The sequence below is a fragment of the Vibrio sp. 9-16B-A1 genome (genome assembly GCF_056726165.1).
In genome coordinates, this window is the sequence record NZ_JBSDZD010000013.1 from 58,824 (window position 1) to 84,522 (window position 25,699).

Annotated in this window: 24 protein-coding genes; 5 read left to right on the plus strand and 19 right to left on the minus strand. The window is 48.9% G+C overall.

The annotated features are described in order from the left end of the window. Positions 1 to 156 precede the first annotated feature (156 nt). Positions 157 to 723, minus strand: coding sequence for an elongation factor P (gene efp / locus ACVB80_RS18960; RefSeq protein WP_481082851.1), 567 nt, complete (start codon positions 721 to 723; stop codon positions 157 to 159). 34 nt (positions 724 to 757) lie between these two features. Between efp and epmB the strand changes: the two genes are divergently transcribed. Both epmB and ACVB80_RS18970 read left to right on the plus strand, forming a co-directional pair. Beyond that, positions 758 to 1,780 (plus strand): EF-P beta-lysylation protein EpmB, encoded by a 1,023-nt coding sequence (epmB, locus tag ACVB80_RS18965; RefSeq protein ID WP_481082852.1) that lies wholly within the window; start codon positions 758 to 760, stop codon positions 1,778 to 1,780. A gap of 2 nt (positions 1,781 to 1,782) precedes the next feature. Continuing rightward, positions 1,783 to 2,274, plus strand: coding sequence for a pilus assembly FimT family protein (locus ACVB80_RS18970; RefSeq protein ID WP_481082853.1), 492 nt, complete (start codon positions 1,783 to 1,785; stop codon positions 2,272 to 2,274). Between the two features lie 209 nt (positions 2,275 to 2,483). Here ACVB80_RS18970 and ACVB80_RS18975 read toward each other — a convergent pair whose 3' ends face one another. From ACVB80_RS18975 to ACVB80_RS18990, 4 genes are all read right to left on the minus strand, one after another. Further along, entirely contained in the window at positions 2,484 to 3,044 is a 561-nt protein-coding gene (locus ACVB80_RS18975) for a VC2662 family protein (protein ID WP_481082854.1), read from the minus strand. A 77-nt stretch (positions 3,045 to 3,121) separates the two neighbouring features. Then, positions 3,122 to 4,588 (minus strand): PDC sensor domain-containing protein, encoded by a 1,467-nt coding sequence (locus tag ACVB80_RS18980; protein WP_481082855.1) that lies wholly within the window; start codon positions 4,586 to 4,588, stop codon positions 3,122 to 3,124. Positions 4,589 to 4,977: 389 nt separating this feature from the next. Further along, entirely contained in the window at positions 4,978 to 6,624 is a 1,647-nt protein-coding gene (gene groL, locus ACVB80_RS18985) for a chaperonin GroEL (protein ID WP_481082856.1), read from the minus strand. Between the two features lie 60 nt (positions 6,625 to 6,684). Further along, positions 6,685 to 6,975: a co-chaperone GroES gene (locus tag ACVB80_RS18990; RefSeq protein ID WP_007462982.1), complete on the minus strand. Its 291-nt coding sequence runs from the start codon at positions 6,973 to 6,975 to the stop codon at positions 6,685 to 6,687. A 471-nt stretch (positions 6,976 to 7,446) separates the two neighbouring features. Here ACVB80_RS18990 and ACVB80_RS18995 point away from each other — a divergent pair, with 471 nt between their 5' ends. Continuing rightward, on the plus strand, positions 7,447 to 8,784 hold the full coding sequence (locus ACVB80_RS18995; RefSeq protein ID WP_481082857.1) for an MATE family efflux transporter: 1,338 nt from the start codon (positions 7,447 to 7,449) through the stop codon (positions 8,782 to 8,784). On the opposite strand, the gene ACVB80_RS19000 is transcribed toward ACVB80_RS18995, so the two are convergent. The 6 genes from ACVB80_RS19000 to ACVB80_RS19025 all read right to left on the minus strand — a co-directional run bounded on the left by ACVB80_RS19000 (position 8,774) and on the right by ACVB80_RS19025 (position 12,867). After that, entirely contained in the window at positions 8,774 to 9,079 is a 306-nt protein-coding gene (locus ACVB80_RS19000; protein WP_481082858.1) for a nucleotidyltransferase family protein, read from the minus strand. The two genes, ACVB80_RS18995 and ACVB80_RS19000, sit on opposite strands and share 11 nt — an antisense overlap. Next, the gene (locus ACVB80_RS19005; protein WP_481082859.1) at positions 9,072 to 9,491 is read right to left on the minus strand and encodes a nucleotidyltransferase substrate binding protein; all 420 of its coding nucleotides are present in this window, start codon (positions 9,489 to 9,491) and stop codon (positions 9,072 to 9,074) included. The genes ACVB80_RS19000 and ACVB80_RS19005 overlap by 8 nt, the downstream gene beginning before the upstream one ends. Positions 9,492 to 9,596: 105 nt before the next feature. Further along, positions 9,597 to 10,418 (minus strand): serine O-acetyltransferase, encoded by an 822-nt coding sequence (gene cysE, locus ACVB80_RS19010; protein ID WP_481082860.1) that lies wholly within the window; start codon positions 10,416 to 10,418, stop codon positions 9,597 to 9,599. A 99-nt stretch (positions 10,419 to 10,517) separates the two neighbouring features. Then, the gene (gene gpsA / locus ACVB80_RS19015) at positions 10,518 to 11,549 is read right to left on the minus strand and encodes an NAD(P)H-dependent glycerol-3-phosphate dehydrogenase (RefSeq protein WP_481082861.1); all 1,032 of its coding nucleotides are present in this window, start codon (positions 11,547 to 11,549) and stop codon (positions 10,518 to 10,520) included. Positions 11,550 to 11,804: 255 nt separating this feature from the next. Then, complete coding sequence (gene secB, locus ACVB80_RS19020) at positions 11,805 to 12,275, minus strand: protein-export chaperone SecB (RefSeq protein ID WP_481082862.1); 471 nt, start codon at positions 12,273 to 12,275, stop codon at positions 11,805 to 11,807. Positions 12,276 to 12,432: 157 nt separating this feature from the next. Then, on the minus strand, positions 12,433 to 12,867 hold the full coding sequence (locus tag ACVB80_RS19025; protein WP_481082863.1) for a rhodanese-like domain-containing protein: 435 nt from the start codon (positions 12,865 to 12,867) through the stop codon (positions 12,433 to 12,435). Positions 12,868 to 13,302: 435 nt separating this feature from the next. Here ACVB80_RS19025 and gpmM point away from each other — a divergent pair, with 435 nt between their 5' ends. Both gpmM and ACVB80_RS19035 read left to right on the plus strand, forming a co-directional pair. Continuing rightward, positions 13,303 to 14,841 (plus strand): 2,3-bisphosphoglycerate-independent phosphoglycerate mutase, encoded by a 1,539-nt coding sequence (gene gpmM / locus ACVB80_RS19030; RefSeq protein ID WP_481082864.1) that lies wholly within the window; start codon positions 13,303 to 13,305, stop codon positions 14,839 to 14,841. 62 nt (positions 14,842 to 14,903) lie between these two features. After that, on the plus strand, positions 14,904 to 16,043 hold the full coding sequence (locus ACVB80_RS19035) for a murein hydrolase activator EnvC family protein (RefSeq protein ID WP_481082932.1): 1,140 nt from the start codon (positions 14,904 to 14,906) through the stop codon (positions 16,041 to 16,043). Between the two features lie 49 nt (positions 16,044 to 16,092). Here the strand turns inward: ACVB80_RS19035 and ACVB80_RS19040 are convergent, their stop codons facing one another. The 8 genes from ACVB80_RS19040 to ACVB80_RS19075 form a co-directional block, all read right to left on the minus strand. Beyond that, entirely contained in the window at positions 16,093 to 18,009 is a 1,917-nt protein-coding gene (locus ACVB80_RS19040; protein ID WP_481082865.1) for a polysaccharide biosynthesis protein, read from the minus strand. A gap of 28 nt (positions 18,010 to 18,037) precedes the next feature. After that, complete coding sequence (locus ACVB80_RS19045; RefSeq protein WP_481082866.1) at positions 18,038 to 19,216, minus strand: DegT/DnrJ/EryC1/StrS family aminotransferase; 1,179 nt, start codon at positions 19,214 to 19,216, stop codon at positions 18,038 to 18,040. 14 nt (positions 19,217 to 19,230) lie between these two features. After that, entirely contained in the window at positions 19,231 to 19,851 is a 621-nt protein-coding gene (locus ACVB80_RS19050; RefSeq protein ID WP_481082867.1) for an acetyltransferase, read from the minus strand. Then, positions 19,844 to 20,440, minus strand: coding sequence for a sugar transferase (locus tag ACVB80_RS19055; RefSeq protein WP_481082868.1), 597 nt, complete (start codon positions 20,438 to 20,440; stop codon positions 19,844 to 19,846). The genes ACVB80_RS19050 and ACVB80_RS19055 overlap by 8 nt, the downstream gene beginning before the upstream one ends. Next, a complete protein-coding gene (locus ACVB80_RS19060; RefSeq protein ID WP_481082869.1) occupies positions 20,437 to 21,546 on the minus strand; it encodes a glycosyltransferase family 4 protein in 1,110 nt (369 codons plus the stop codon). The genes ACVB80_RS19055 and ACVB80_RS19060 overlap by 4 nt, the downstream gene beginning before the upstream one ends. Positions 21,547 to 21,623: 77 nt before the next feature. Beyond that, positions 21,624 to 22,715: a glycosyltransferase gene (locus tag ACVB80_RS19065; RefSeq protein ID WP_481082870.1), complete on the minus strand. Its 1,092-nt coding sequence runs from the start codon at positions 22,713 to 22,715 to the stop codon at positions 21,624 to 21,626. Positions 22,716 to 22,809: 94 nt separating this feature from the next. Next, positions 22,810 to 23,880, minus strand: a complete 1,071-nt coding sequence (locus tag ACVB80_RS19070; protein ID WP_481082871.1) for a glycosyltransferase — start codon at positions 23,878 to 23,880, stop codon at positions 22,810 to 22,812. A gap of 65 nt (positions 23,881 to 23,945) precedes the next feature. Beyond that, on the minus strand, positions 23,946 to 25,697 hold the full coding sequence (locus tag ACVB80_RS19075) for an ABC transporter ATP-binding protein (RefSeq protein WP_481082872.1): 1,752 nt from the start codon (positions 25,695 to 25,697) through the stop codon (positions 23,946 to 23,948). Positions 25,698 to 25,699 lie beyond the last annotated feature (2 nt).

The window sequence follows — 25,699 nt, forward strand, 5'->3', positions numbered from 1 at the left end:
CTGTTCAAACAGTTCTTTCAGCCAAAAGAAAACCAGTTTGCTTAAACCTGCCTTTCAGCACTCTCCCCCAGAGCCTAGCGCCCAGAGCCCAGCGCCTATAAAAAAGGCCGCTACAAAAGCGACCTCTTCTCTTCCCGTTTATTAATCAAACAGAAATTACTTAACGCGACCCACGTATTCTGCAGAGCGGGTATCAACTTTGATCACTTCGCCGATCTGGATGAACAGAGGAACACGTACTACCGCGCCGGTAGTCAGAGTCGCTGGCTTACCACCGGTGCCCTGAGTATCGCCTTTCAGGCCTGGGTCGGTTTCAACCACTTCCAGCTCAACGAAGTTTGGTGGCGTTACTGTGATTGGGTTGCCATTCCACAGAGTCAGCATACAGGTGTTGTTTTCTACCAGCCACTTAGCATTGTCACCTACCGCTTTTGCATCTGCAGCGATTTGTTCGAATGTTTCGTTGTTCATAAAGTGGTAGAATTCACCGTCGTTGTACAGGTAGTCCAGATCGATGTCCATTACGTCAGCAACTTCACAGCTTTCACCTGACTTAAAGGTCTTCTCAAGAACTTTACCAGACAACAGTTTACGAATTTTCACGCGGTTAAACGCCTGGCCTTTACCTGGCTTCACGTATTCGTTTTCCAGAATTACGCAAGGCTCGTTGTCCAGCATTAGTTTCAGACCGCTTTTGAATTCATTCGTGCTAACAGTAGCCATTTTTTCCTCTATACACTATTCGAGTTAAAATTTAATGCCGCACATCATAACCCGAAACGCCCCAACTGTTGAGCAAAATTGGCTCAAACAGCTGGCGAATGCGATCTCTGACCCTGAGCAGCTGCTTTGCGAGCTGGGTATTGATCCTGTGCCGTGGCAAAAGGGGTTTGTGGCCAGGGAACTGTTTGCGATGCGGGTACCGCAGAGCTTTGTACGCCGGATGGAGAAAGGCAACCCGAATGACCCCCTGCTGCGCCAGGTGCTGCCCCTGATTGATGAGTTTGAAGTGACTCCGGGCTACAGCGCTGATCCACTTGAGGAGCAGGACAACGACAAACCCGGCCTGCTGCACAAGTACCACAACCGGGTACTGATGATTCTCAAAAGCGGCTGCGCGGTAAACTGCCGCTACTGCTTCCGCCGCCACTTCCCCTACCAGGAAAACAAAGGCTCCAAAGCGGTGTGGCAGAAGAACCTCGAATACATCGCTGCCCACCCGGAGCTGAACGAGGTGATCCTTTCCGGCGGCGATCCGCTGATGGCCAAAGACCGCGAACTGGAATGGCTTATCCGGGAAGTGGAGCAGATCACCCATATCAAAACACTGCGTATCCACTCCCGTCTACCGGTGGTGATCCCGGACAGGATCACCACTGAGCTGTGCGCCCTGCTCAAACAGAGCCGGCTGAATATGGTTCTGGTGACTCATATTAATCACGCCAATGAAGTGGATCACGAACTGGCGCAAAAAATGTCACAGCTGAAAGCATCCGGGGTTACCCTGTTAAATCAGGGTGTTCTGCTCAAAGGCGTGAATGACAGCGTCGATGCACAAGTCGCCCTGAGCGAAACTTTATTTGCTGCCGGGATCCTCCCATACTATTTACACGTACTGGATAAAGTGCAGGGAGCAGCGCACTACTTTGTCTCCGATGACAGGGCGAGAGAAATCATGGCGGGTCTTATCACCCGGGTATCGGGTTACCTGGTGCCAAAACTGACACGCGAAATCGGAGGCAGGCCAAGTAAAACGCCGCTTGATCTGCATCTGGAATGATAATGAAAAGACAACTGGGATTTACCCTTATTGAACTGGTGGTCGTGATTGTGATCTTAGGGATCCTCGCGGTCACCGCGGCCCCACGTTTTCTGGATACTCAAAAAGACGCCCGCATCGCCGCACTGCACGGTCTGAAAGGGGCAATGCAAAGCGCTTCAAATATCGTTCACGGTAAAGCGATTGTGGCAGGCCAGGATAAAGCAGTCAGCGCTTCGCTGGACCTGGGAAATGGCGATACCGCACTGATTTACTACGGCTATCCCGGTGCCTACAACGCGCAGACCTGGTCAAAAATTTCCGATATTCGGGCAATCGATGCAACACACGATCCCGGAGAAGCTGACTGGTATTTCTCTCACAGCGGCGACAGCCCATTTATTTATTACAAACCCAATGGTAAACGCAGTACAGCCGACAACTGCTACCTGCTTTACACCCAGGCAACCTCTGTTGCCGAGCCCACTTTTGAGCTGACAACTACGGGTTGCTAGGGTACTGGGTACTGGGTACTGGGTACTGGGTACTGGGTACTGGGTACTGGGTACTGGGTACTGCAAGTAGGCTTCGCTATGCTGATCTTACCGTCAAGCTAAGACCCTGCTTTTCGGCAATACTTTCAAAAAACTCCCCCAGAACCCAGGACCTTAAAGCGAAGCGCCCCAGAGTCCAAAAAAAAGCCGCATTAAGCGGCTTTTTTTGTTTACTTCGCAAAGTTCACAATCGGGAAACAAGGCAGGAAGCCGTTGTCCGCACAGTTCAGCAGGCCGATCTGTACGCCGTCAATTTGTTTGGTCTTGTTGAACAGACCCAGCTGGAAGTTAGACTTCTCAGACAGGCTTACCACACCCACATCAGCCATGGTGTGACCTTCTGAGTAGTTTACCGCACTCCAGTTTACGCCCTGCACGTCGTTGGTTACGTTAACCAGACCCAGGTTAAGGCCTTTTGCGTTACCGGTGTTCCAGTTGAACAGACCCAGAGAAGCGCCTTTCATCTCCTGGTTTACTTTAGAAGCACCAAAGAAAAAGCCAAAGTTTACGCCAGTAGTTTTGTCGGTTTCAGACATACCCAGTACAGAGAAGTCGACACCTTTTACTTCGCTTACTTTGCCGTGCAGAACAGACAGACGTACACCTTTCACAGCATCATTCGCTGGTGCGTTGTAGCCATCCAGGGTTGAGAACATCGCACCTGAGCTGTCAGCCATTACAGGTGACGCCATTACAGCCGCAGCCAGTGCGGTAAACACGATTTTTTTCATTTTTACATTTCTCCAGTTGAGACATTAGTCACATTGCGGGGAATATAAGCGATTCCCTGCGCGGCAACAACCGATTTTTAATACTGCTCTTCAGGACTGTCACCCCTTCGGTGGTTATGTGTGTGACTGAATATCTTTTGCTTCTGTGCGGCCCACAGGTGACTGAAATCATCATAATGGTGAACAGGGAAGCACAGCGCCTTCACCGAAAGCGAAATGTCGATGCGCCCCCCCTGCTCCAGCCAGCATGGAGACAGCCTCAGCTCGGAACTGAGCACCTCCGCCAGCCAGTCTGCATGAGCCGGAGACTCAGCTGGCATAACGATCAGCAGGTCTCCTTCTTCATTCTGGGCAAACAGGTCCTGCCCGCGCAGACGCTGACCAAATACCTGAATCGCGTGCTGCTTCAGCTGCGAAACCACGCCAATCCCATACGCCTGGCGATACTCCTGCCACTGTGCGTCAGGTACCAGCAGAGCAGCAAGATACGGCTTCTCTTCCAGCCGGGTCAGCGCATCTTCCACCCCATTGAGGTTCAACAGGCCACTATCAGAGTGATTGAGCATCAGGTAGCGCTCATAGGCATACTTTACCGACCAGTTCTTTTTCATCAGCATTGAGATGACAAACAGGTACACCATGATCAGTGTGATCATCTGATAGTACTTGTTATGCCACAAATGACTCAGGTGCTGCTGCCAGCTCTGCTCCACGTTGAGGTACAAACGGGTATCCATATCCGCACTACGCAGCGGCTTCGAAATAGAATAATTGGTCAGCCGCATATGATTGCTGCCCGGCCAGTCTGAAATACGGTACTCACGGCCATAGCGCCCTTTGATCCTTGCGGCCTGCACATCCATCGCCAATACACCGATAAACTGCCCTTTACGGTACAACCCGGCCGTCAGTGTCACTGTCTGCCGGCCGGTAACCAAATCCTGATACTCGCCGGTAAAAGTAATATCACCATTATTTTCCGCCAACCCCTGCCGCATGGTATTAAGCCAGAACGGCCGCTCCTCTATAACCTTATCAAAGCGGCTGCCATTGACACTCTCTGCCAGTGACGAAGGCGACGCAATCATGTATTTATCCCGGGAGATAAAATAAAACGACGATACCTTGTCCACCAGCTTGACCAGATAGGCCATTACATCCGCAGCGGGCAAAAGGTCTTCTGCCTGATGCGCCAGTGCGTTGCCAGGCTCACACATTTCAACCGGTCCGGCGTAGACAAAGTCAAAACCCGGATCACGATGCTGGTCACTGTAGATGTAACACGCGTGCTGTTCGCGCTTTTTCACCAGTGAATACGGGTAGTTGGTACTGTGCACATCACTGTGCGCCGTCATCTCAAACTCAACCGAACGCAGGGTATGGGTAAGGTCCTGCAGCTGAATAAGAAGCTGACGTTTTTCAATCTGATACTCTTCCTGAGCCTCATCCAGGGCATCTATCAATATTAATAGTATAAAGATGCCGAATATCGCGGTTACACCCAACAGTGCCCGCTTTATGGGAAAAGAGTATTTATAAGCCACTGTTATACCTAGCCAAATTGTTTTTATATAGCGAGATAAACATAGCAGAAAAGCAGCAGATAGAAAGTAAAAACTGGGTGATTTTATAAGGGATCGGATGAGTATGGAAGGTTCTGGGCTCTGGGCTCTGGGCTCTGGGCTCTGGGCTCTGGGCTCTGGGCTCTGGGCTCTGGGCTCTGGGCTCTGGGCTCTGGGCTCTGGGCTCTGGGCTCTGGGCTCTGGGCTCTGGGCTCTGCAAGCAGCTTTTCTTACTCAAGCCTTACTGTCAACGCGATAGCTTCGTTTTCCACTTCAATGATCACGAGCTCCCCCAGGGCCCAGCGCCTGAAAAAACAAAGCCCCATCTTCCGACGGGGCTCTTTAGCATCAACAAGTGACGTGAACGATGATTACATCATCCCAGGCATACCGCCCATGCCACCCATGCCGCCCATGTCAGGCATGGCTGGTGCGTCTTTCGCTGGCATGTCAGTTACCATTGCTTCGGTGGTGATCATCAGACCGGCAACAGAAGCCGCGAACTGCAGTGCAGAACGGGTTACTTTTGTTGGGTCCAGGATACCCATTTCGATCATGTCGCCGTATTCGCCGGTTGCTGCGTTGTAGCCGTAGCTGCCTTCGCCGCCTTTCACGTTGTTGGCTACTACTGACTCTTCGTCGCCTGCGTTCATTACGATCTGACGGATAGGCGCTTCCATTGCACGAAGGGCAACGCGGATACCTACGTTCTGCTCTTCGTTGTCACCCTGCAGGTCAACAATCTTGTGTGCTGCGCGGATAAGCGCTACGCCACCACCAGCAACCACACCTTCTTCTACCGCTGCGCGGGTTGCGTGCAGGGCATCTTCAACGCGGTCTTTCTTCTCTTTCATTTCAACTTCAGTTGCTGCGCCAACTTTGATTACCGCAACACCGCCAGCCAGTTTGGCTACGCGCTCCTGCAGCTTCTCTTTGTCGTAGTCTGAAGTCGCTTCTTCGATTTGCTGACGGATTTGAGCAACGCGGCCCTGAATCATCGCTTCTTCACCGATACCATCGATGATAGTGGTGTTTTCTTTGGTGATGGTGATGCGCTTCGCCTGACCCAGGTCTTCCAGAGCTACTTTCTCAAGCTCCAGACCTACCTCTTCAGAGATAACAGTACCACCAGTCAGGATAGCGATATCCTGCAGCATTGCTTTACGACGGTCACCGAAACCAGGTGCTTTAACTGCAGCCACTTTCACGATGCCGCGCATGTTGTTCACAACCAGAGTTGCCAGCGCTTCGCCTTCCACGTCTTCTGCGATGATCAGCAGCGGACGTGATGCTTTCGCGACTGCTTCCAGAGTCGGCAGCAGTTCACGGATGTTAGAAACTTTCTTATCGACCATCAGGATGAACGGGTTTTCCAGATCAACTGCGCCCGCTTCCTGGTTGTTGATGAAGTAAGGAGACAGGTAGCCGCGGTCAAACTGCATACCTTCAACCACGTCCAGCTCGTCCTGCAGAGCCTGACCTTCTTCAACGGTGATAACGCCGTCACGGCCTACTTTTTCCATCGCTTCTGCGATGATGTTACCAACGGTCGCGTCAGAGTTTGCAGAGATAGTACCTACCTGAGCAATCGCTTTAGAGTCCGCACATGGTACAGACAGCGCTTTCAGCTCTTCAGTTGCCGCAGCAACCGCTTTGTCGATACCGCGCTTAAGATCCATCGGGTTCATACCCGCAGCAACAGCTTTCAGACCTTCGTTTACGATAGACTGAGCCAGTACGGTTGCAGTAGTGGTACCGTCACCTGCTGCATCGTTCGCCTGAGAGGCAACTTCTTTCACCATCTGAGCGCCCATGTTCTGGAACTTGTCTTCCAGCTCGATTTCACGCGCTACAGAAACACCATCTTTGGTGATGGTTGGTGCACCGAACGACTTGTCCAGTACTACGTTACGGCCTTTAGGGCCCAGGGTTACTTTTACTGCGTCAGCCAGAACGTTTACACCTTCCAGCATTTTGATTCGTGCGTCGTTACCAAATTTAACGTCTTTAGCAGCCATCTTTGATTTCCTTTCTTAATTCGTTTGTCGTTTTTAAGGTTCTTGAATCAGAGCAAAAAATTACTCAACGATTGCCATGATGTCGTTTTCAGACATGATCAGAACTTCTTTACCGTCGATTTTCTCAGTCTTGGTGCCGTAGCCCTCAGCGAAAATAACAGTATCACCAACTTTAACGTCCAGTGGCTGAACTGAGCCGTTCTCAAGGATGCGGCCTTTGCCCACAGCCAGAACGGTACCACGGGTAGATTTCTCTGCAGCCGAACCAGTCAGAACGATGCCACCAGCAGATTTTGATTCAACTTCCTGGCGTTCAACGATAACACGGTCGTGTAAAGGACGAATATTCATTGGTCGTCTCTCCTGATTAGATATTTCCATTGGATTTAAAGGGATTGCCGTCAACGGCTTGTGAAAGTTATATGTGGTTAGCGGGTGCGGATCCCAAGGGCTGAAAAGAAAAAAAGTGTGAGGAAGGTTGGAAAAACGGGTATGTGGGCTGGGTTCTGGGTTCTGGGTTCTGGGTTCTGGGTTCTGGGTTCTGGGTTCTGGGTTCTGGGTTCTGGGTTCTGGGTTCTGGGTTCTGGGTTCTGGGTTCTGGGTTCTGGGTTCTGGGTTCTGCACACAGGCTCATCCACGCAGGCCTTACCGTCAAGTCTATTTACAATAGTTTCAGAAAAATCCCCAGGGCCCAGGACCTGTAAACCCAGGACCCCAAAATAGTTCACCCCCCGCCCCTCCAGATTCAAATCCCTCTTCTGGTACGTCCCCAAAGTTTTCGCTATGCTAGCTCTCCCTCCATCAATAAGTTGTACCTGTTCCATGCAAGATAAACACGGGTTATTGAGCGCTCCGATTGCCGAAGTACTTCGGCGGATGACCATTCCGATGATTTTCGGCATGGTGGCGATCCTGATGTTTAACCTGGTGGACACCTTCTTTATCTCCCTGCTCGGTACCGATGCGCTGGCGGCGATCAGCTTTACCTTTCCGGTCACCTTTGCGGTCAACTGCATCACCATGGGGATCGGCACGGGGCTGTCGACCAATATTGGCCGGCTGCTGGGCCAGGGCGATATCCGCTGTGCGGCGCGGTTTTCTTCTCATGGCCTGCTGCTGGCGGTGATCCTGGTGGCCATCGCTTCGGCAACCGGCCTTGCAACCATCGACCCGCTCTTTCGTCTGCTTGGTGCAGAAGAGAAACTCCTGCCACTGATCAATCAGTATATGCAGGTGTGGTACCTGACCATTCCACTACTGGTAATCCCAATGGCAGGAAACGCCGCCATTCGCGCCAGCGGGGATACCAAAACCCCCGCCAAAATCATGATGCTGGCCGGCATCATCAATGGCGTGCTCGACCCGCTGCTGATCTTTGGCTACGGCCCTTTCCCGGAGCTGGGAATCCAGGGCGCAGCAATTGCCAGTGCACTGAGCTGGCTGGGCGCACTGTTTGGCTCATTATATGTACTGGTGAAAAGAGAGCGCCTGCTGGCCTGGCCACGCCTTGCGACCCTGCCGGATGACTGGAAGCAGATACTGAAAATTGGCACCCCGGCAGGCCTTTCCAGCGCAATGAACCCGCTCTGTGGCGCAGTGATGATGATGATGCTGGCAAGCCACGGCACCGCAGCGGTCGCCGCATATGGCGCAGCTCAGCGGGTTGAATCCCTGCTGATGCTGGTACTGATGGCACTGACCTCTGCCCTGACGCCGTTCATGGCCCAGAACCTTGGCGCTAACAACCCGGGCCGCAGCTTTAAAGGGCTGTTTCTCAGCATGCGCTTCTCCATCGTGTTCCAGCTGCTGGTATTTGTCATGATGGTCCCGTTGAGTATTCCGCTTGCAGCGCTTTTCTCCCAGGAAGAAGGAGTACGCAGCCTGCTGTGGCACTATCTGCTGGTCGTGCCCTTCAGTTATGGCTTCCAGGGCGTGGTGATGATGCTGGTCAGTGCGCTGAATGCGATGCACAAACCACTGAATGCGTTTTACTGGAGTGCGATGCGCCTGTTTGTGTTCACCCTGCCAGCGGCCTGGATTGGCAGCCAGCTGTATCAGGTGGAAGGACTGTTTATCGGTATTGCGCTGGGTAATGTGCTGGGTGGGGTGCTGGGGTATCTGTACGCATTAAAAGAGCGCCGAATGGCGCTCAGTCAGTAACTTTATACAGCACTTCATAACGTGCCAGAATGTTCTGCCGGAACGCTTCCGGGATACGGTTCCACGGCATCACCTGAACAAACAGAGGGATGTTGGAGTGCTGAAGGGCCAGTTTAAACTCAGCCAAATTATCTTCCACTCCTTCAGGTGAGATCAGTGCCAGGTCGAGATCGCTGGCATCATGGCAGGTTCCCTTTACCCGGCTGCCGTATGCCCACAACTCACTGCCGGCCGGAAGCAACTCCTGAGCCAGCAGGCAGATCCTGCTGCGGTCTTTCTCGCGTAACTCAATCATAGCTGTGTTGTTTAAATACCTGCTCAAGCCGCGTTGCATCAGCAATAAAATCCGGCAACAGCTTTAATGTAGTATCGGCAAACTCAACACCGTAATCATGCGCGGTGTTATTACGGTTGTCCCTGTACTCCAGCCAGCGTTCTGCTTCATCTGTGTCAATCAGGCCAAACTGAGCGGCATGACGAAATATGTCTTTAAAAAACAGTCTCTCTGCGGCTTTATCGGTGTGAAAATAAGGTTTAAGACACTTCTTCAGCAGCTTGCCTGACTGCTCAAGCAGGATTTCAAACTCCTTCACACACGCAGAGCGGTACATCTCATACTCAATACTCTCCGGATCCGCCTGAGAAGCCAGAGTGTATGCACGCTCCAGAGTTTGGATGCATTTCAGGTAAAAGCTGGTATCTATCATAAGTATCCTGATTGCGAGATTGCGAGATTGCGAGATTGCGAGATTGCGAGATTGCGAGAAGCTTAATCTCTCGTTTCTGGAAATCCAGCCTCTCGCCTCTGATATCTAAATTCCATCCCCGCCGGTAAAAGTCTGCGACTTACCGTTAAACTGCTGGTCCATATCCAGTGATGGCTTATCGGTTTTAGGCCGGCCAACCACTTTTGCCGGTACACCCGCAACAGTTGTGTGAGGCGGCACTGCCTGCAATACCACCGAGCAGGAGCCGATCTTGGCGCCCTCACCCACTTCGATATTACCGAGGATCTTGGCACCGGCACCGATCATCACGCCTTCGCGGATCTTAGGATGGCGGTCTCCGCACTCTTTACCGGTACCGCCCAGGGTTACATCCTGAAGGATCGATACATCATTCTCTACTACCGCAGTTTCACCGATCACAATGCCGGTCGCGTGGTCGAGCATGATGCCTTTACCGATACGGGCGGCCGGGTGGATATCCACCTGGCAGGCAACCGAAATCTGGTTTTGCAGGTAAGTCGCCAGTGCGCGGCGGCCCTGGTTCCATAACCAGTTGGCGACACGGTGGCCCTGCAGGGCATGGAAGCCTTTGAGGTAAAGCAGCGGCTGGGAATACATGGCCACCGCCGGGTCACGGTTGACCGTAGCGCAGATATCGCAGGCGGCAGCACTGGTCAGCGACGGATCGGCCTGAAAGGCCATATCGATCACTTCCCGCACCGCCATCGGAGGCATAGAAGCGGTTCTCAGTTTATTGGCCAGAATGTAACTCAGCGCTGCACCAAGACTGTCGTGGTTAATGATGGTCGCATGGTAAAAGCTGGCCAGCATCGGCTCCTGATCCGCCTGCTCGCGCGCTTCTTTAACGATCGCGTCCCACACCACTCTCTTCTCACACTGATTCATATTGCATTCCTGCCTTTCGACATTCTCATTACCCATCGCGTTCCCCTGCTCCTCCAGTAACTTCCCAGGGCCTCGAGCCCAGCGCCCAGTGCCTTTTACTTACGCTTCTGATTTCTTATCCCGCGCCAGCAAATCCTGCGCCGCCGCACGGGCATCTTTATCCTGATACAACACCTGATAGATCTGGTCAACAATTGGCATTTCTACACCCATGCGTTTGGCCAGCAGCCAGACCTCTTTGGTGTTGCGGTAACCTTCCACAACCTGACCGATTTCATCCTGCGCGGTATCCACATCTTTACCCTGACCCAGCGCCAGACCAAAACGGCGGTTACGGGACTGATTGTCAGTACAGGTCAGCACCAGGTCACCAAGGCCGGCCATACCCATAAAGGTCTCCTGCTGCGCGCCCAGCGCCATACCCAGGCGGGTCATCTCTGCCAGGCCGCGGGTAATAAGCGCGGTACGGGCGTTGGCACCAAAGCCAATACCATCCGACATACCGGCGCCAATCGCAATCACGTTTTTCACCGCGCCGCCAAGCTGCATACCGATAAAGTCACTGTTTGCATAGACACGGAAGGTTTTGCTGCAGTGAATTTTCTCCTGCAGATCCGCCACAAACTGATTGTCCGGAGAGGCGACCGAAATTGCAGTCGGCATTCCCATCGCCAGCTCTTTGGCGAAAGTCGGGCCGGACAGAACCGCCAGCGGGTATTCTTCACCAATTGCGTCAAACGCCACTTCTTTCAGCAGGCGGCCTGTTTCCGGCTCAAGGCCTTTGGTCGCCCAGCAGATGCGGGTGTCTTCACGCAGGTGCGGTTTCAGGCTCTGCAGCACGATACCAAATACATGGCTCGGCACCACCACCAGCAGATCGCGGCTGGCTTTTACGGCTTTTTCCAGGTCAGATTCAACGATCAGGGTATCAGGAAAGCCAACGCCAGGCAGAAACTCTTCATTGGCGCGGTCGCGCTCCAGGCGCTGCATATGATCCTCTTCATGTCCCCAAATCACTACATTGGCACCATTACGAGCCAAAGAGATCGCCAGTGATGTACCGTATGAACCGGCACCGATCACCGTCATCGAGATCTCTTTTCCATATACGTCTTTACCAGTTGTTTCCATTATTGTTCCGCCTGACAGCTTTATCGTTTATCGGGAGTAGTATAAATAAAAAATGCACATCATGGGATGTGCATTTACAAAAGGCGCGGGGTTCTGGGTACTTGGCTCTTGGCGGTGACGGTTATAAGTCACGAAACCACATAAACTACAGGCAGTTATACTTCCCCTGTTATAACAAAGCTTCCCTGTGGGAAGCTTTGTTGCTTTACCAAGTGCCCAGGAGCGAAGCGCCCCAGGGCCCAGAGCCTTCAGAAATTATGCTTCTGCTGTGCCTTCTTCCTGCTGTGCCTGGTTTTGCAGGTAGTTCATGAACAGTGCGTCGAAGTTAACCGGTGCAAGGTTCAGCTGAGGGAAAGTCCCCTTAACTACCAGGCTTGAAATAGTTTCGCGAGCGTACGGGAACAGGATGTTCGGGCAGAATGCGCCCAGGCAGTGTGCCAGCTGGCCTGCTTCCATACCTTCTGCAGAGAAGATACCGCCCTGCTGCACTTCACACAGAAATGCAGTTTCTTCAGCGTTCTTAACAGTTACGGTCAGGCGAAGTACCACTTCGTAAACGCCTTCGCCCAGCTCACGGCTTTGAGTGTCCAGGTCCAGTTTTACATCCGGGTTCCACTCTTTCTGGAACATGTTTGGAGAGTTAGGCGCCTCGAAAGACACGTCTTTCAGGAAGATGCGTTGAATTGCGAAGTTTTGTGAATCTTGTTGTGGTGCTGCTTCAGCCATCGTAAAAATCCTTTCAGTATTCGGTTTAGTTGCACTGAGCCTAAACGAGTCATATCCGATAAACCAGCAGGTTTCTCCAATACGTGCCAGCGCTCACAAGTTGTGGCGGACGATGGCGATGTTTCGCTCAGTGCTTAGATTCTGTCTCGGGTAAGGCTTATTTCTTACCGCGGATCAGTGGCATGTTTGCCTCACTCCAGGCAATCAGACCGTTTTTCAGCAGGTAGACCTTCTCAAAACCGGCTTTGTGCAGATCGTTTGCACTCGCCGCAGCGGCCTGGCCTGACTTACATACCACAGTAATTGGGCTGGATTTGTACTTTTCAAGGCTTGAGATGGAGCCATTTTTGATATCAGACGGCAAAACGTGAAGTGCCCCGGTAATATGGCCTGATTTGAACTCGTCCTTTGAACGGATATCCACCACCACGCCTTCTTCTTTGTTGATGAACTGAGTCAGTTCAGCCGGGGTGATCTCGGTGTAACCCGCGGTTTTACTCTTAAAAATGTTCATGATCAGGGCAACGAACAAACCCGCCCAAACCACAACCATAATCATATTTTGCGAAATAAAATCTGTGTACTCTTGCATGTCCTACGCTCTTGCAATCAGGTTGCTAAATTCAGTGAAGGGCTGAGTATAGCCCGGGAGTTGGTGAGATGCGAGAGGTGTGATTGCGGACTGCGAAGTTGAGAGAGGCTTTATATCACCGGTCCTATGGTTCTGTGGTTCTATGGGGAGCCGACAAAAAGACACAGAACCACAGAACCACAGAACCACAGAACCACAGAACCACAGAACCACAGAACCACAGAACCACAGAACCACAGAACCATTATCCACCAATCCCATTAATAGTCATTTCCTCTGTGACACGTGAGATGAGATCGTATATAAATAAGTAAGTTGAAATTTTGTAACAGCCATTGACGCCCATAATTTGATCTCACGGGGCTGCATTCGGCTCAAAGTGTAGTAAAATTACGCTAATTTTTTCTTAAAGTTTGAATTTGACGAGGTAGGAATATGTCAGCTAAGAAGCCTATGGCTCTGGTGATCCTGGACGGTTGGGGATACCGTGAAGATAACGCAAACAACGCGATTGCTAACGCAAAAACGCCGGTAATGGATGAACTGTTTGCCAGCCAGCCTAACACGCTGATTTCTGCGTCAGGTATGGACGTGGGTCTGCCAGATGGTCAGATGGGTAACTCTGAAGTTGGTCACACCAACATCGGCGCAGGCCGTGTGGTATACCAGGACCTGACCCGCATCACCAAGTCAATCCAGGACGGTGAGTTCGAACAGACTGAAGCTCTGGTTGCGGCAATGGACAAAGCGATTGCAGCAGGCAAAGCAGTACACCTGATGGGCCTGATGTCTCCGGGCGGCGTACACAGCCACGAAGACCACATCTACGCAGCCGTTAAAATGGCAGCAGAGCGCGGCGCAGAGAAAATCTACCTGCACTGCTTCCTGGACGGACGTGATACGCCACCACGCAGCGCTGAAGGTTCACTGAAGCGTTTTGACGAGCTGTTTGCTGAGCTTGGCAAAGGCCGCGTTGCTTCTCTGGTTGGCCGTTACTACGCCATGGACCGTGACAACAACTGGGACCGCGTTCAGGTAGCTTACGAGCTGCTGACTGAAGCGAAAGCAGAATTCACTTACGACTCTGCAACCGCAGGTCTGGAAGCGGCTTACGCCCGTGAAGAGAACGATGAGTTCGTTAAAGCAACTGAAATCCGCGCTGAAGGCCAGGAATCAGCAGCTATCGAAGACGGTGACGCTGTTATCTTCATGAACTACCGTGCTGACCGTGCCCGTCAGATCACCCGTTCATTCGTACCAGCATTCGAAGGTTTCGAGCGCGCGAAATTCCCTGCGATCGAGTTTGTCATGCTGACTCAGTACGCGGCAGACATCCCTCTGTCTATCGCGTTCCCACCAGCATCACTGGAAAACACTTACGGTGAGTGGCTGTCTAAAGCAGGCAAAACTCAGCTGCGCATCTCTGAAACCGAGAAATACGCACACGTAACCTTCTTCTTCAACGGTGGCGTTGAGAACGAGTTTGAAGGCGAAGAGCGCAGCCTGGTTGCCTCTCCTAAAGTTGCCACTTACGACCTGCAGCCAGAAATGAGTTCTGAAGAGCTGACCGAGAAAATGGTCGCGGCTATCAAGTCTGGTAAGTACGATGCGATTATCTGTAACTACCCTAACCCGGATATGGTTGGTCACACCGGCGTTTACGACGCTGCAGAGAAAGCAATTGAAGCTATCGATGTATGTGTAGGTAAAGTGGTTGAAGCTATTAAAGAAGTTGACGGCCAGATGCTGCTGACTGCTGACCACGGTAACGCAGAAATGATGGTAGACCCTGAGACCGGCGGCATCCACACTGCGCACACTAACCTGCCTGTACCTCTGCTGTACGTGGGTAACCGTGAGCTTGAGTTTGCTGAAGGCGGTAAGCTTTCTGACCTGGCTCCAACCATGCTGAAACTGACCGACATGGAAATCCCGGCAGAGATGTCTGGTCAGGTGATCGTTAATCTGAAATAATCATTCCCATAATCAAGGGCCTGGAGTTCCCGGGCCCTGACTATGGCGGAAAGATGATTCGGATGATCCTGACTAAGCAATTTCTTAACGCCAGTGCCCTTCGCACTGGCGTTTTTGCATGCCTGTTGTGCTGCGCTCCCCTCCAGTCCGCCATGGCCAGCCAGGCCAGTGAGCTCAAAGGAGTAAAATCAGAGATCTCCCGTCAGCAACAGCAACTCAAAACCAGCCAGCAGGAACTCAACAAACTCCAGGCTGAGCTGAAAAAACACGAACTGAGCATCTCCCACGCTGACAAAGAAATCCGCACCAGCGAACTCAAACTCCAAAAGGCCAACCAGAAGCTGACCCAGTTTCAGTCCCGCTACGGCGACCTCGAACTGCAGCGCGACCAGCAACTGAAAAGCCTCGAAGAACTGGTCAAAAGCTACTACGTTTCCCGCCACAAATACGATGCGGCCTCCATGCTTCAGGGCGGAGATAAAGCCGAACTGGACCGGATAAACCAGTACATCGGCTACCTGGCAGAGCAGCGCAGCAAAACCATCGCCGCACTCGAGCAGACCGAGAACGACATGGGTGACACCGCCCGCGCTCTAAAGCAGGAACGCGAACAGATCGCCTCCATTCTGGAAAAGCAAAAACAGCGCCGAAGCCAGCTGCAAAGCTCGCAGAAAAAACGCAAGCAGACCATCGCCAAAATCCGCGGTAATATCAAAAACGACAAGAGCTACCTTGCCGAGCTGCAGCGCAACGAAAACCGCCTGAAAGCCGAGATAGAAAAAGCCCGCAAACGTAATGCGGTACCAATGGATGGCCTGGCAAAACGCAAAGGCAAACTGCCATGGCCACTGAAAGGTAAAGTGCTGCACAACTACGGCAGCCAGCAAAACGGCCAGCTCCGCTGGAAAGGCATGGTGATTGGTACCAATTACCGCCAGCCGGTCAAAGCCGTCTATTCAGGTACTGTCGTGTTCGCCGAATACCTGCGCGGCTACGGCCTGATGGTACTGATCGACCACGGCAAAGGGGACATGACCCTCTACGGATACAACCAGACCCTGATGAAAAAAGAAGGGGATAAGGTGACGGCCGGGGAGACCATTGCCCTTGCCGGAGATACTGGTGGGCAGGATCGCGCTTCACTTTACTTTGAGATCAGGCGGAATAGTGAGGCGCAGGATCCGAGGCGGTGGTTGAGGTAAGAACACCCAGATAAACAAAGCCAGCATTAAGCTGGCTTTGTTTATTGAATTAGTTGCTATGATGGCGGGCATTCCAGACCAGATCACATATGCCATCTGTTGGCGTAAAACCTGTCGGTGCCTGCAAAAGAATTTCCCGGATGGCTTCATGATCGAACTCATGGCAAGCCCGGTCCAGCTTATCCAGCAAACTGGTGAAATCATCCAAAGAAAGGGAGTTTTCATTGGCAGCCATAATCCGGGGATGCTTAGTTTTAGACACGTTGTCGCCAATCAATAGCTCTTCAAAAAGCTTTTCTCCTGGCCGCAGCCCCGTAAAGCGGATCTCTACATCCCCGAGAGGATTACTGTCAGACTTAACTTCCAGGCCGGAAAGCCGGATCAAGTTCCTTGCCAGATCAACGATTTTTACCGGCTCCCCCATATCCAACACATATACGTCGCCACCTTTTCCCATGGCTCCAGCCTGGAGCACTAACTGAGCAGCTTCAGGAATAGTCATAAAATATCGAATGATATCCGGGTGAGTAACCGTAACTGGCTTCCCTTCCTTGAGTTGTTTTTTGAACAACGGAATAACCGAACCAGAGGAACCCAGTACATTACCAAACCGCACCATACAAAAACGGGTTCCATTCGTTTTCCGGGCTTCTTGCTCAGCAAGGGCCTGAAGACCTAACTCCGCCAGCCTTTTAGTCGTTCCCATTATGTTTGTTGGTCTTACAGCTTTATCCGTAGATATCAATACAAAGGACTCTACCCCGGCTTTAATCGCGGCTTTTGCTGTATAATAAGTACCAAATACATTGTTTCGTACGCCCTCTACCACATTGTACTCAACCAACGGGACATGTTTATATGCTGCTGCATGATAAACAGTTTGGACACCAAATGATTCCATCACAGCAGATAATCTGTTACTACGCTGAACTGAACCTAAGACAGGGAGAATTTTACAGGCAATTCCATGCTTTTTTGCGTGTTCCGTAAGCTCACGCTCTATTTGGTAAAGACCAAACTCCGACAGCTCAAACAGCACCATTCGTACGGGATTTTGAACCAAAATCTGACGGCATAGTTCTGAACCAATAGACCCGCCCGCCCCCGTAACCATAACAACTTTATGCTCAATATTTCTCTTCATGAGCTCATGGTCAGGCTCAACGGAATCTCTTCCTAACAAGTCCTCAATGGCTACCTCTTTTAAATTATCCAGGTCAAAGCCGCCAGCAAGAATGTCATCCATATTGGGCATTGAAAGCACCTCTACTGGGTACTCAGCCAATATTTCAACAATGACTCTTTTCTGACTTCTCGAAGCAGATGGCATTGCCAGCAGCACCTTACTAATTGAACTTTTCTCTAACAAGCGCTTAAGTTTGCTTCTGTCGTAAACCACAACTCCCTGTACTGTAGTTCTGCTCAGTTCTTTATCATCATCCAGAAAAGCAACCACTTTGTACTCGTTACCTTGCCTGATAAGATTCAGCAACTGGCGGCCTGCTGAGCCGGCTCCATAAATCACCACTTTCTCTCTTTTCGGCGATAAAACACTATTTATATAGTGCTTCATCAACATCCTGCTGCCGCCTAAAAACATCATCAGGTAGCTTGCAAAAATAACCGGAACAGAGCGGGGTAAGAAAGCCTGAAGATAATGAGAAAACAACACTAACGAGAACGCTGAGATAACTGATGCAAAGCACACTGCCAAAAAAGCCGAAGTACTCATATACCGGATAATCGCCCGATACAAACCAGCACGATTAAGAGCTACTATCGAAATACAGATCAGAATACACAGAAGCAACCAGTATTCGGGCTGGGCCATATAGTCGGCGACTTTTCCCATTCGGGTGTAATAAGCAGCCCAGAATGCAGCCGTGACACATAATGAATCAGATACATAACTGACTATTTTCTTTAATGGTCTGGATAGCGTAAGTAAGAAACGCACAGAAAGCATAACCTCTAGTTTGTTTATAGTGAGAACGTTACTTCAAAGATGCGAGTTCAAGCACCTCTCGCAACACTCGTGCTGTCAGTGCCATCTCATCTTCTGTCAGAGTCGGATGGACAAGCAGCATCAAGCTCGTCTCTCCTAATTCTTTCGCCTTCTCTAAACGTGCCCTCGGCCTCCAGGGGGTGCTATCAAACGCTTTTTCCAGATAAACTTCAGAACAGCTCCCCTGATAGACAGGAACACCTCTCTGATTGATGGCTTCAACAATACGGTCTCGTGTCCAGCCACATGCTAAGTGTTGTGAATTAACAAAGAGATAGTGTTTATACTCTGCATGCTCGCTATACTCAGGCACAACAACAGTGCGGACCACGCTTAAACCGGCCACGGCCAAATCAATCAATGCAGCATGCTCTTGTCTTTTTGCTGTCCACTCCGGCATTCGTTTAAGCTGTATACGGCCAATAGCGGCCTGCATCTCTGTCATACGCCAGTTAGTGCCAAAGCTTTCATGCAGCCATCTGAAGCCGGGGGGATGCTTACGGTTATATATAGCATCGTAGTTCTTACCGTGATCTTTGTATGACCACATTTTTGACCAAAGCTCTCTGTCATTGGTCGTTACCATTCCGCCCTCACCGCCAGTCGACATAATCTTGTCCTGACAAAACGACCAGGCCCCTATGTGGCCAATAGAGCCTACACTACGACCTTTATACTTAGCGCCATGTGCTTGAGCGCAATCTTCAATAACGTAGAAACCACACTCTTTGGATAGCTCCATAATTGCATCCATCTCGGCAGGCATACCAGCCAAATGAACCACAATAACCGCTTTTGTTTTTTCGGTCAGTACTGCTTTGATTGATTCAGCAGTAATTGCCTGGCTGTTAAGATCTACATCAGCAAAAACAGGGGCAGCACCAGCCGTAACGATAGATGATGCAGAAGCTAAGAATGTTCTGGGCGTAGTGATGACCTCATCACCCTCTCCTACATTAATAGCTTTTAGCGCCAGATCGAGAGCTAAAGTGCCATTACCTAATGCGATGGCATAATCACAGCCAACCCAGGCGGCAAATTCTTTTTCAAACTCCCGGCACTCGGTTCCTGTCCAGTAGTTCACCTTATTAGAGAGCAATACCCGAGATACAGCATCTGCTTCTTCTTGCGTATATAATGGCCAAGGGGAAAAGGGGGTATTTAGCACAGTAAAACCTTATTTTATAAAAGAGAGCGAGCGGGAGTTCCTACTACAACATCATCGTCATCGACATTGTTAATAACAGTAGCGCCAGCACCAATTGTGGCACCGGAGCCTATTGTTATCAGCTGTTTTACCTGAGAGCCAACTCCAATCCATGAATTTTCACCGATTGTAACTGAACCCGAAATGTTTGAACCAGGGCTAACATGAACTCCATCCGATAGTATACAGTCATGATCCACTGAAGAAGAAGTGTTGATGATACACCCGGCTCCCACCTTAACAAAAGGATTCACCACTGCATTGGCCATAACGACCGTACCATAACCCAGTTCTGCGTAACGACTCACGGTTGCTGATGGGTGTATCAGAGGCGAAAGCGTACTCCCCACTTGCTGTAACATTCTGAGCTTAATTAGACGGGTACGATTGTTCCCTATAGCCACCACAACCAGATCATACTCTTGCACTCTTTCTAGCAGAGATTGAGTATCTCCGCCGACATGCCAGTGTTCAACATTAGCCAGGCATGGCCAACGATCATCGAAGAAATGGATCTCTTTATATCCATTCAGCTCCGCCAACTCAGCGATGACTTTACCATGCCCACTCGCTCCTAAAATGGCACACTTAGTCATCAGCGTTTCCTTTAAATGGTTCTATCGTGACATGCCCATCCGCTGAAATCCCCTCTTTGATGAACACTTTCTTCACGGTCAAAAACAGAATTTTAATATCAAGCCAAAGGGAGCGATTATCCACATACCACACATCGAGCTTAAATTTTTCATCCCAACTGATGGCGTTTCGACCGTTAATCTGCGCCCAGCCTGTTACACCAGGGCGTACATCATGGCGCCTTGCCTGTTCTTTGTTGTAGAGCGGTAAGTATTGCATCAGCAAAGGTCGCGGGCCAACAAGGCTCATGTCACCTTTCAGTACATTCCATAGTTCAGGAAGCTCATCTAAACTTGAGTTTCGTAACTTGTCTCCAAATGGTGTCATCCGCTCAGAATCAGGCAGTACATTGCCTTGCTCGTCTTTTTCATCTCTCATGCTTCGAAACTTAACCATTTCGAACGGTTCACCATTTAAACCAGGGCGTGTCTGACGAAAAAGCACCGGTGAGCCCAGATTGTTTTTTATCTTATAAGCAACCAAAGCAATAATGGGTGACAAGAGCACAAGCGCAGTCAACGAGACCACGATATCAAACAACCTTTTCATTCCCCTAACCCCATAATTTCACATAACGCTTTGTTTACATTATGAACATCAAACTTATCAATAGCCATTTGATACCCTTTGTCACCCATTGTTTTCCATTCATCCGGATGCTCAATAAACCAAGTCATTCGTTCAACCAACTGGTCTACATTGGCTTTCTCAACTAGCCAGCCATTTTCGCCATTAACGACAGTTTGACGACAACCAGGCACATCAGTCGTCAGAACCGGGCGTCCCATTGCCATCGCTTCTAAGACGGTTCTCGGCATACCTTCATGGTACGAGGGCAACACAAAAATACTTGCCTGTTTCAAAAAGGGCCTAACATCGCTGCTTGGTCCATAGTAAGTAATACTGCCATCCTTCTGCCAATGTTCGACTTCTTCAATCTTAATACCATCTGGTGAAGGGTCTTCTGGTCCGACTAAATTAAACTCGGCTTCAGGATATCGCTGTTTGACGATTTTTGCGGCCTTAGCGTACTCGCGAATTCCCTTATCTCCCAGCAGACGAGCAATCAAAAGGAAGCAGGCACCTTCCTGTAATGGCTCTTTTTTAAAGTGAGATAAGTCAACACCAGAACCATTCACTACATGACACTTTGATTCAGGGACTATTCCCTGCTCAATAAAGACCTTCATATTATCGCTGTTCTGAAAAATCACCCCCTTCGCGCCTTTCAATGCGACTTTATACAGAAACTTAACGATTGAATTGAGCAAAGATTTGACTAATCCGCCGGGCTGAAAGGCATAACCCAGCCCCGTAACCAATGCATAAAAACGCCCAGCCCCAGCCATCCTTGATGCGATACCACCCCATACGATTGGCTTAATCGTGTACGCCAGAATAATATCAGGCTGACGCTGACGAAAAACACGAAAGAGCTCTAACAGTGTCTTGGTGTCAGAAACAGGGTTTAGTCCTGTTCGAGCAACATTGTAATCAACATAGCGCGTTGCGCGCTTTTCAATCTCACGCACTTCTGGCTCGGTTGCGCCAGATCCCATGGCGGTGACTTTAAAGCGTGCAGATAACCGTTTTAAAAGTTCGCCACGAAAATTGACAAGAGAGGAAGGCAAAACGCCTATTACCACAATGTTCATATACCCTCTGATAGAAAGAAATTTAGATTTACAGCCTTAAAACTGGCGCTCAGTGTAATGTAACTACTTCTATACTCTCACACCTCAAGGACAGATAAGTACTCCTCAACGATTCTTTCAATAGAAAAGGACGACCTCACATGCTCTATCATCGCGCGATTGGCCTCATCTTGCGCTGAAAGAGGTAATTGCAAGTAGCTTTGGATGTTACTCGCCAGGTTACCCGCATCACCAACGGGTGTTATTCTGCTTGATTGATTTAAGATGATCTCAGCATCTCCCACATCTGTACTGAATGCCGCGCAACCATGAGCGACCGCCTCTGCAAGTACGTTAGGAAAACCTTCGGTTTTCGAGCTCAGCACAAAAATATCCACTTGCTGATAGAAATCACTCATATCCTTAACCAACCCAAGCAGTTCCACCTGGCTGGAGCATATATCGGAATCTCGTATCAACTTGATGAGTTCCGGGTTGGAAGAGTCCATATTGTGACCACACAGTAACAATTTAGAGCCCGGGTTTGTTTTGAGCAGTGGCGACAGTGCTTTAAACAAAGTCGGATAATCTTTTGCGTCATGATAGCGACCGGCAGCGCCAAAGCGAACACTCGATAAATGAGTGCTCGTTCTATTTACAGGAGTCGAAAACTCATAGCCGTTAGGGATATAGCGTGATTTGAAAGACAGGTTGTAACCAAATTCTTCGTGCTGTGACATAGCTCTTCGGGAGCAATAGATAACTCTCTCAGGGGAAAAGTTTAAAAATTTTCCTATATATATCGCGATCTTAGTACTTAAGCTCTCACCTTCGAAGTCATCCAGTGAGTGCCTGACCCCCCAAACAAGAGGCGTATTACGCGCAGCAATCAACCTGGAAATTGCTGCAATCGCATTCGCATGATACATCCAGGCGTAAGCAATATCGTGCTTTTTCATGTATCTCATCAGCTTAAACGATGTCAACAGCATGGAAACTGGTCCGGTAGCTCCCAGACTAACAACCTTTACATGCCCGGGTAAACGCTCTTCCATTTGAGGAGAAACGCCCATCAATGAGACTATTGTTTGCTCTACATCATTTGGAGTGGCCCTTACTAAACGAATTAACATGCTCTCCGCCCCACCGGGCAAAGTAAAGTTAGTAATGACATGCAATATTTTTTTCATGATAAACCCTGGCATTTAATAGTTAAATGCAAACAAAAAACGGCTCAACACATTTATGTCAGCCGCTCATATAAACTAATTATGATTGTGTCACTTAACTACAAACAAAATCGCGAATTCCGCTTGCCCTGATAGCCCATGTGTAGTTATTAAGTAAGTCGTTGTAAGCACACAAAGCTATTTCACTGGCGTAATCATGATCGTGCATTAGCGTGCTTAATCCACTATGCCACTCTTCAACAGAACTCTCGTTTACCAGAAGCGCGTTACTACTGTTGAGGACCTCACCAAGAACTGGCAAATCAGAACAAACGATTGGCTTTTGTGCAGCCATATATTCAAAGATCTTTAATGGTGACATGTAATCAACGGTGTTTCCACCACCACCGGACACATTTACTACCTTCTGATACGGAGCCAGTAAAACATCGAATGAGTCAAGGTAACTTGCGACTAATGAGTTAGGCTGATGTCCATAAAAATAGACATTTTCGGTATCTGACTTGTTCTTCCAACGTTGAATGTCACTATCGGTACCACCAACCAAATGAAAACCAATAGTTGGGTTTCTATTAGCTAAACCAAGAATAATCTCTACGCCCCGTCCATTATACAAGTGGCCAGTGTACCCCACATTAAAGTCGTGACAACCTCGCAATTCTACTGTTTTCAACTGCTCCTCTTCCGGCAAGGTAGCACCATCATGGAATACTTTGATATCGCCGCTATTGACTACGCCTTCTGACAAAATCAGTTTCTTCAACGCTTCAGAAATGACGACAAACTTAATGTTTCGTCTTTTCCTGTAGAGTGTATCAATAGATTTCTTAATAACAGGATGAAGCTCACCAATAGGTTTATGCAGCTCAATAACAACGTTTCGCTTTCTATCAAACAGAGCCACAAGTAATAATGGGATAATGTCACGACCAAACACCAATTTAGGCCTGGCAGAAAACACTGAGATGGCAGAAAACAATGAGTACAAAAACAATGCAAGCCTTACCGGTAATTTTGAGAAAATTCTGGGCAAGGGATTAAAAACTGAGAAGCTTTCGTTGCAACCATACTGCTCTAGAACACTATCTAACGGCACATTTCTGTCATAACGAGCAACTAAAGTCACCTCATACCCCAATTTTGAAAACTCATCACACATCTTCATGACGTGAACACTATTAGCATTTTTTGAGGGTATTATCGATCGTGATAGATAAAAAAAGCTTTCCACTAACTGGCCTCGCTTATACTCGCGTTATAAATACTACTAAACTCTGGACTATTCACTAGTAGCTCATCAAATGTCCCATATGAATCAACATCTCCTTCTTTGATAACGAAGATCTTATCGTAATCTTTTATCGTAGATAATCGATGTGCAACAGTGATGACTGTTGTCTCGTGGAGTAGGTCTATCGCTTGCTTTATCTTTGCTTCTGAAACGTTGTCCAGTGCGCTCGTAGCTTCATCCAAAATAAGTATCTCAGGGTTCTTTAGTAAGGCCCGGGCAATACTAATGCGCTGCCGTTGACCACCCGATAACTGCGCTCCACTTTCGCCTATTATTGTTTCCAGTCCCTCAGGTAGTTCCTGAACAAAATCCCACGCGAATGCCGCTTTCAAGGCAGCCTCGACTTCTGCATCATCAGCATCACGAAAAAATAAAATGTTATCTTTAACCGAAGCGTTAATCATAAACGCTTCCTGAGGCACATAACCTAGTCGGTCATACAATTGCTCAATTCCATTTTTTGAAACTACTTGAGGCGCATAGTGGATAGAGCCGGACTGAGGTAACACAAATCCCAAAATCAAATCAATGATCGTTGACTTACCAGCCCCGGAACCACCGACAAACGCTAGCTTTTTGCCTTTTTCAATTGAGATAGACAAGTCATTAATCACAGGCTTGCCTTCATTATAACTGAAGTTAACACCATCGAATTCTATGATATTAGACTTAGACTTCACTGGTGGTTTAAGAGAAGAAGAAGGTAATTGATAGGCCTCAATCTTCTTGATCAGTCCGTTCACTCGCTGGATAGAAACGTAATGAAGTACAGTTTTATAATGGAAATTTTGAATCGACTGGAGACAAGTGTACAACTTAATTACTGCAGCCACATACACAAACAAGGTAGCTACGTTAAAATCGAAGATATGATAACCTGTAATAACTATCAGTAGTGCCAATGGATAAAATATACTGGACAGAGCCGCCTCAACAACTGATAATTTTACACTTGTATCCTTAAAACGAGTGTGAAGCTCATCTTGCTCACCCATTATTTTCCCATAAGCATTGGAAACTTTTAAACTTGAGAAACCGTTGAGAATTACATTTAAGTTAGAATAAAGAAGATCACTAATCGAACCAATCGCCTTACCATTTTTCTTGGCTGTTCTGTAGATTTTCTTAATGCAGAGATAGACTGCACCACCGCAAAGAACAGTATATAACGTCATTTGCCAGGATACAGTAAGAATTAATAGCAAGTAAACTATCGCCTGGAGGACTAAAGAAACGTTTTTTACAAAGTAATCCAGTAAGTTGGATGACAGCCGTGCATCATTTTGAACCGTATACGATATGTTACCGAAGTCAAGATTGGACATCATACTAGGGCTAACTTTTGCCAAGGCCTGATATATCCGGCTCTTCTGATGAACATCAAAATTAAATTTAATTTGGCTTTGTATCCAACTTGAATATACCGACAACATCGAAGCACTAGCCATAATTACAAAAGCAAAGAGCAATACCGATGATACTGTTAATGGCATTGAGATAAAGCGAAACATTTCACTTATAATCTTGCTTAAATTAGTAGATGGATCAGAGGAACTTGACGATAACTCAATCATCGGTGCAATAACAGATAGAGATAGGCCTTGTAACAAAGAAGATATAAAGAAAGTAAGGAAAAGCATAGTAGCCCACGCCTTTCTTTCATAAACCAAGGATAGAATATTTTTGTACATAA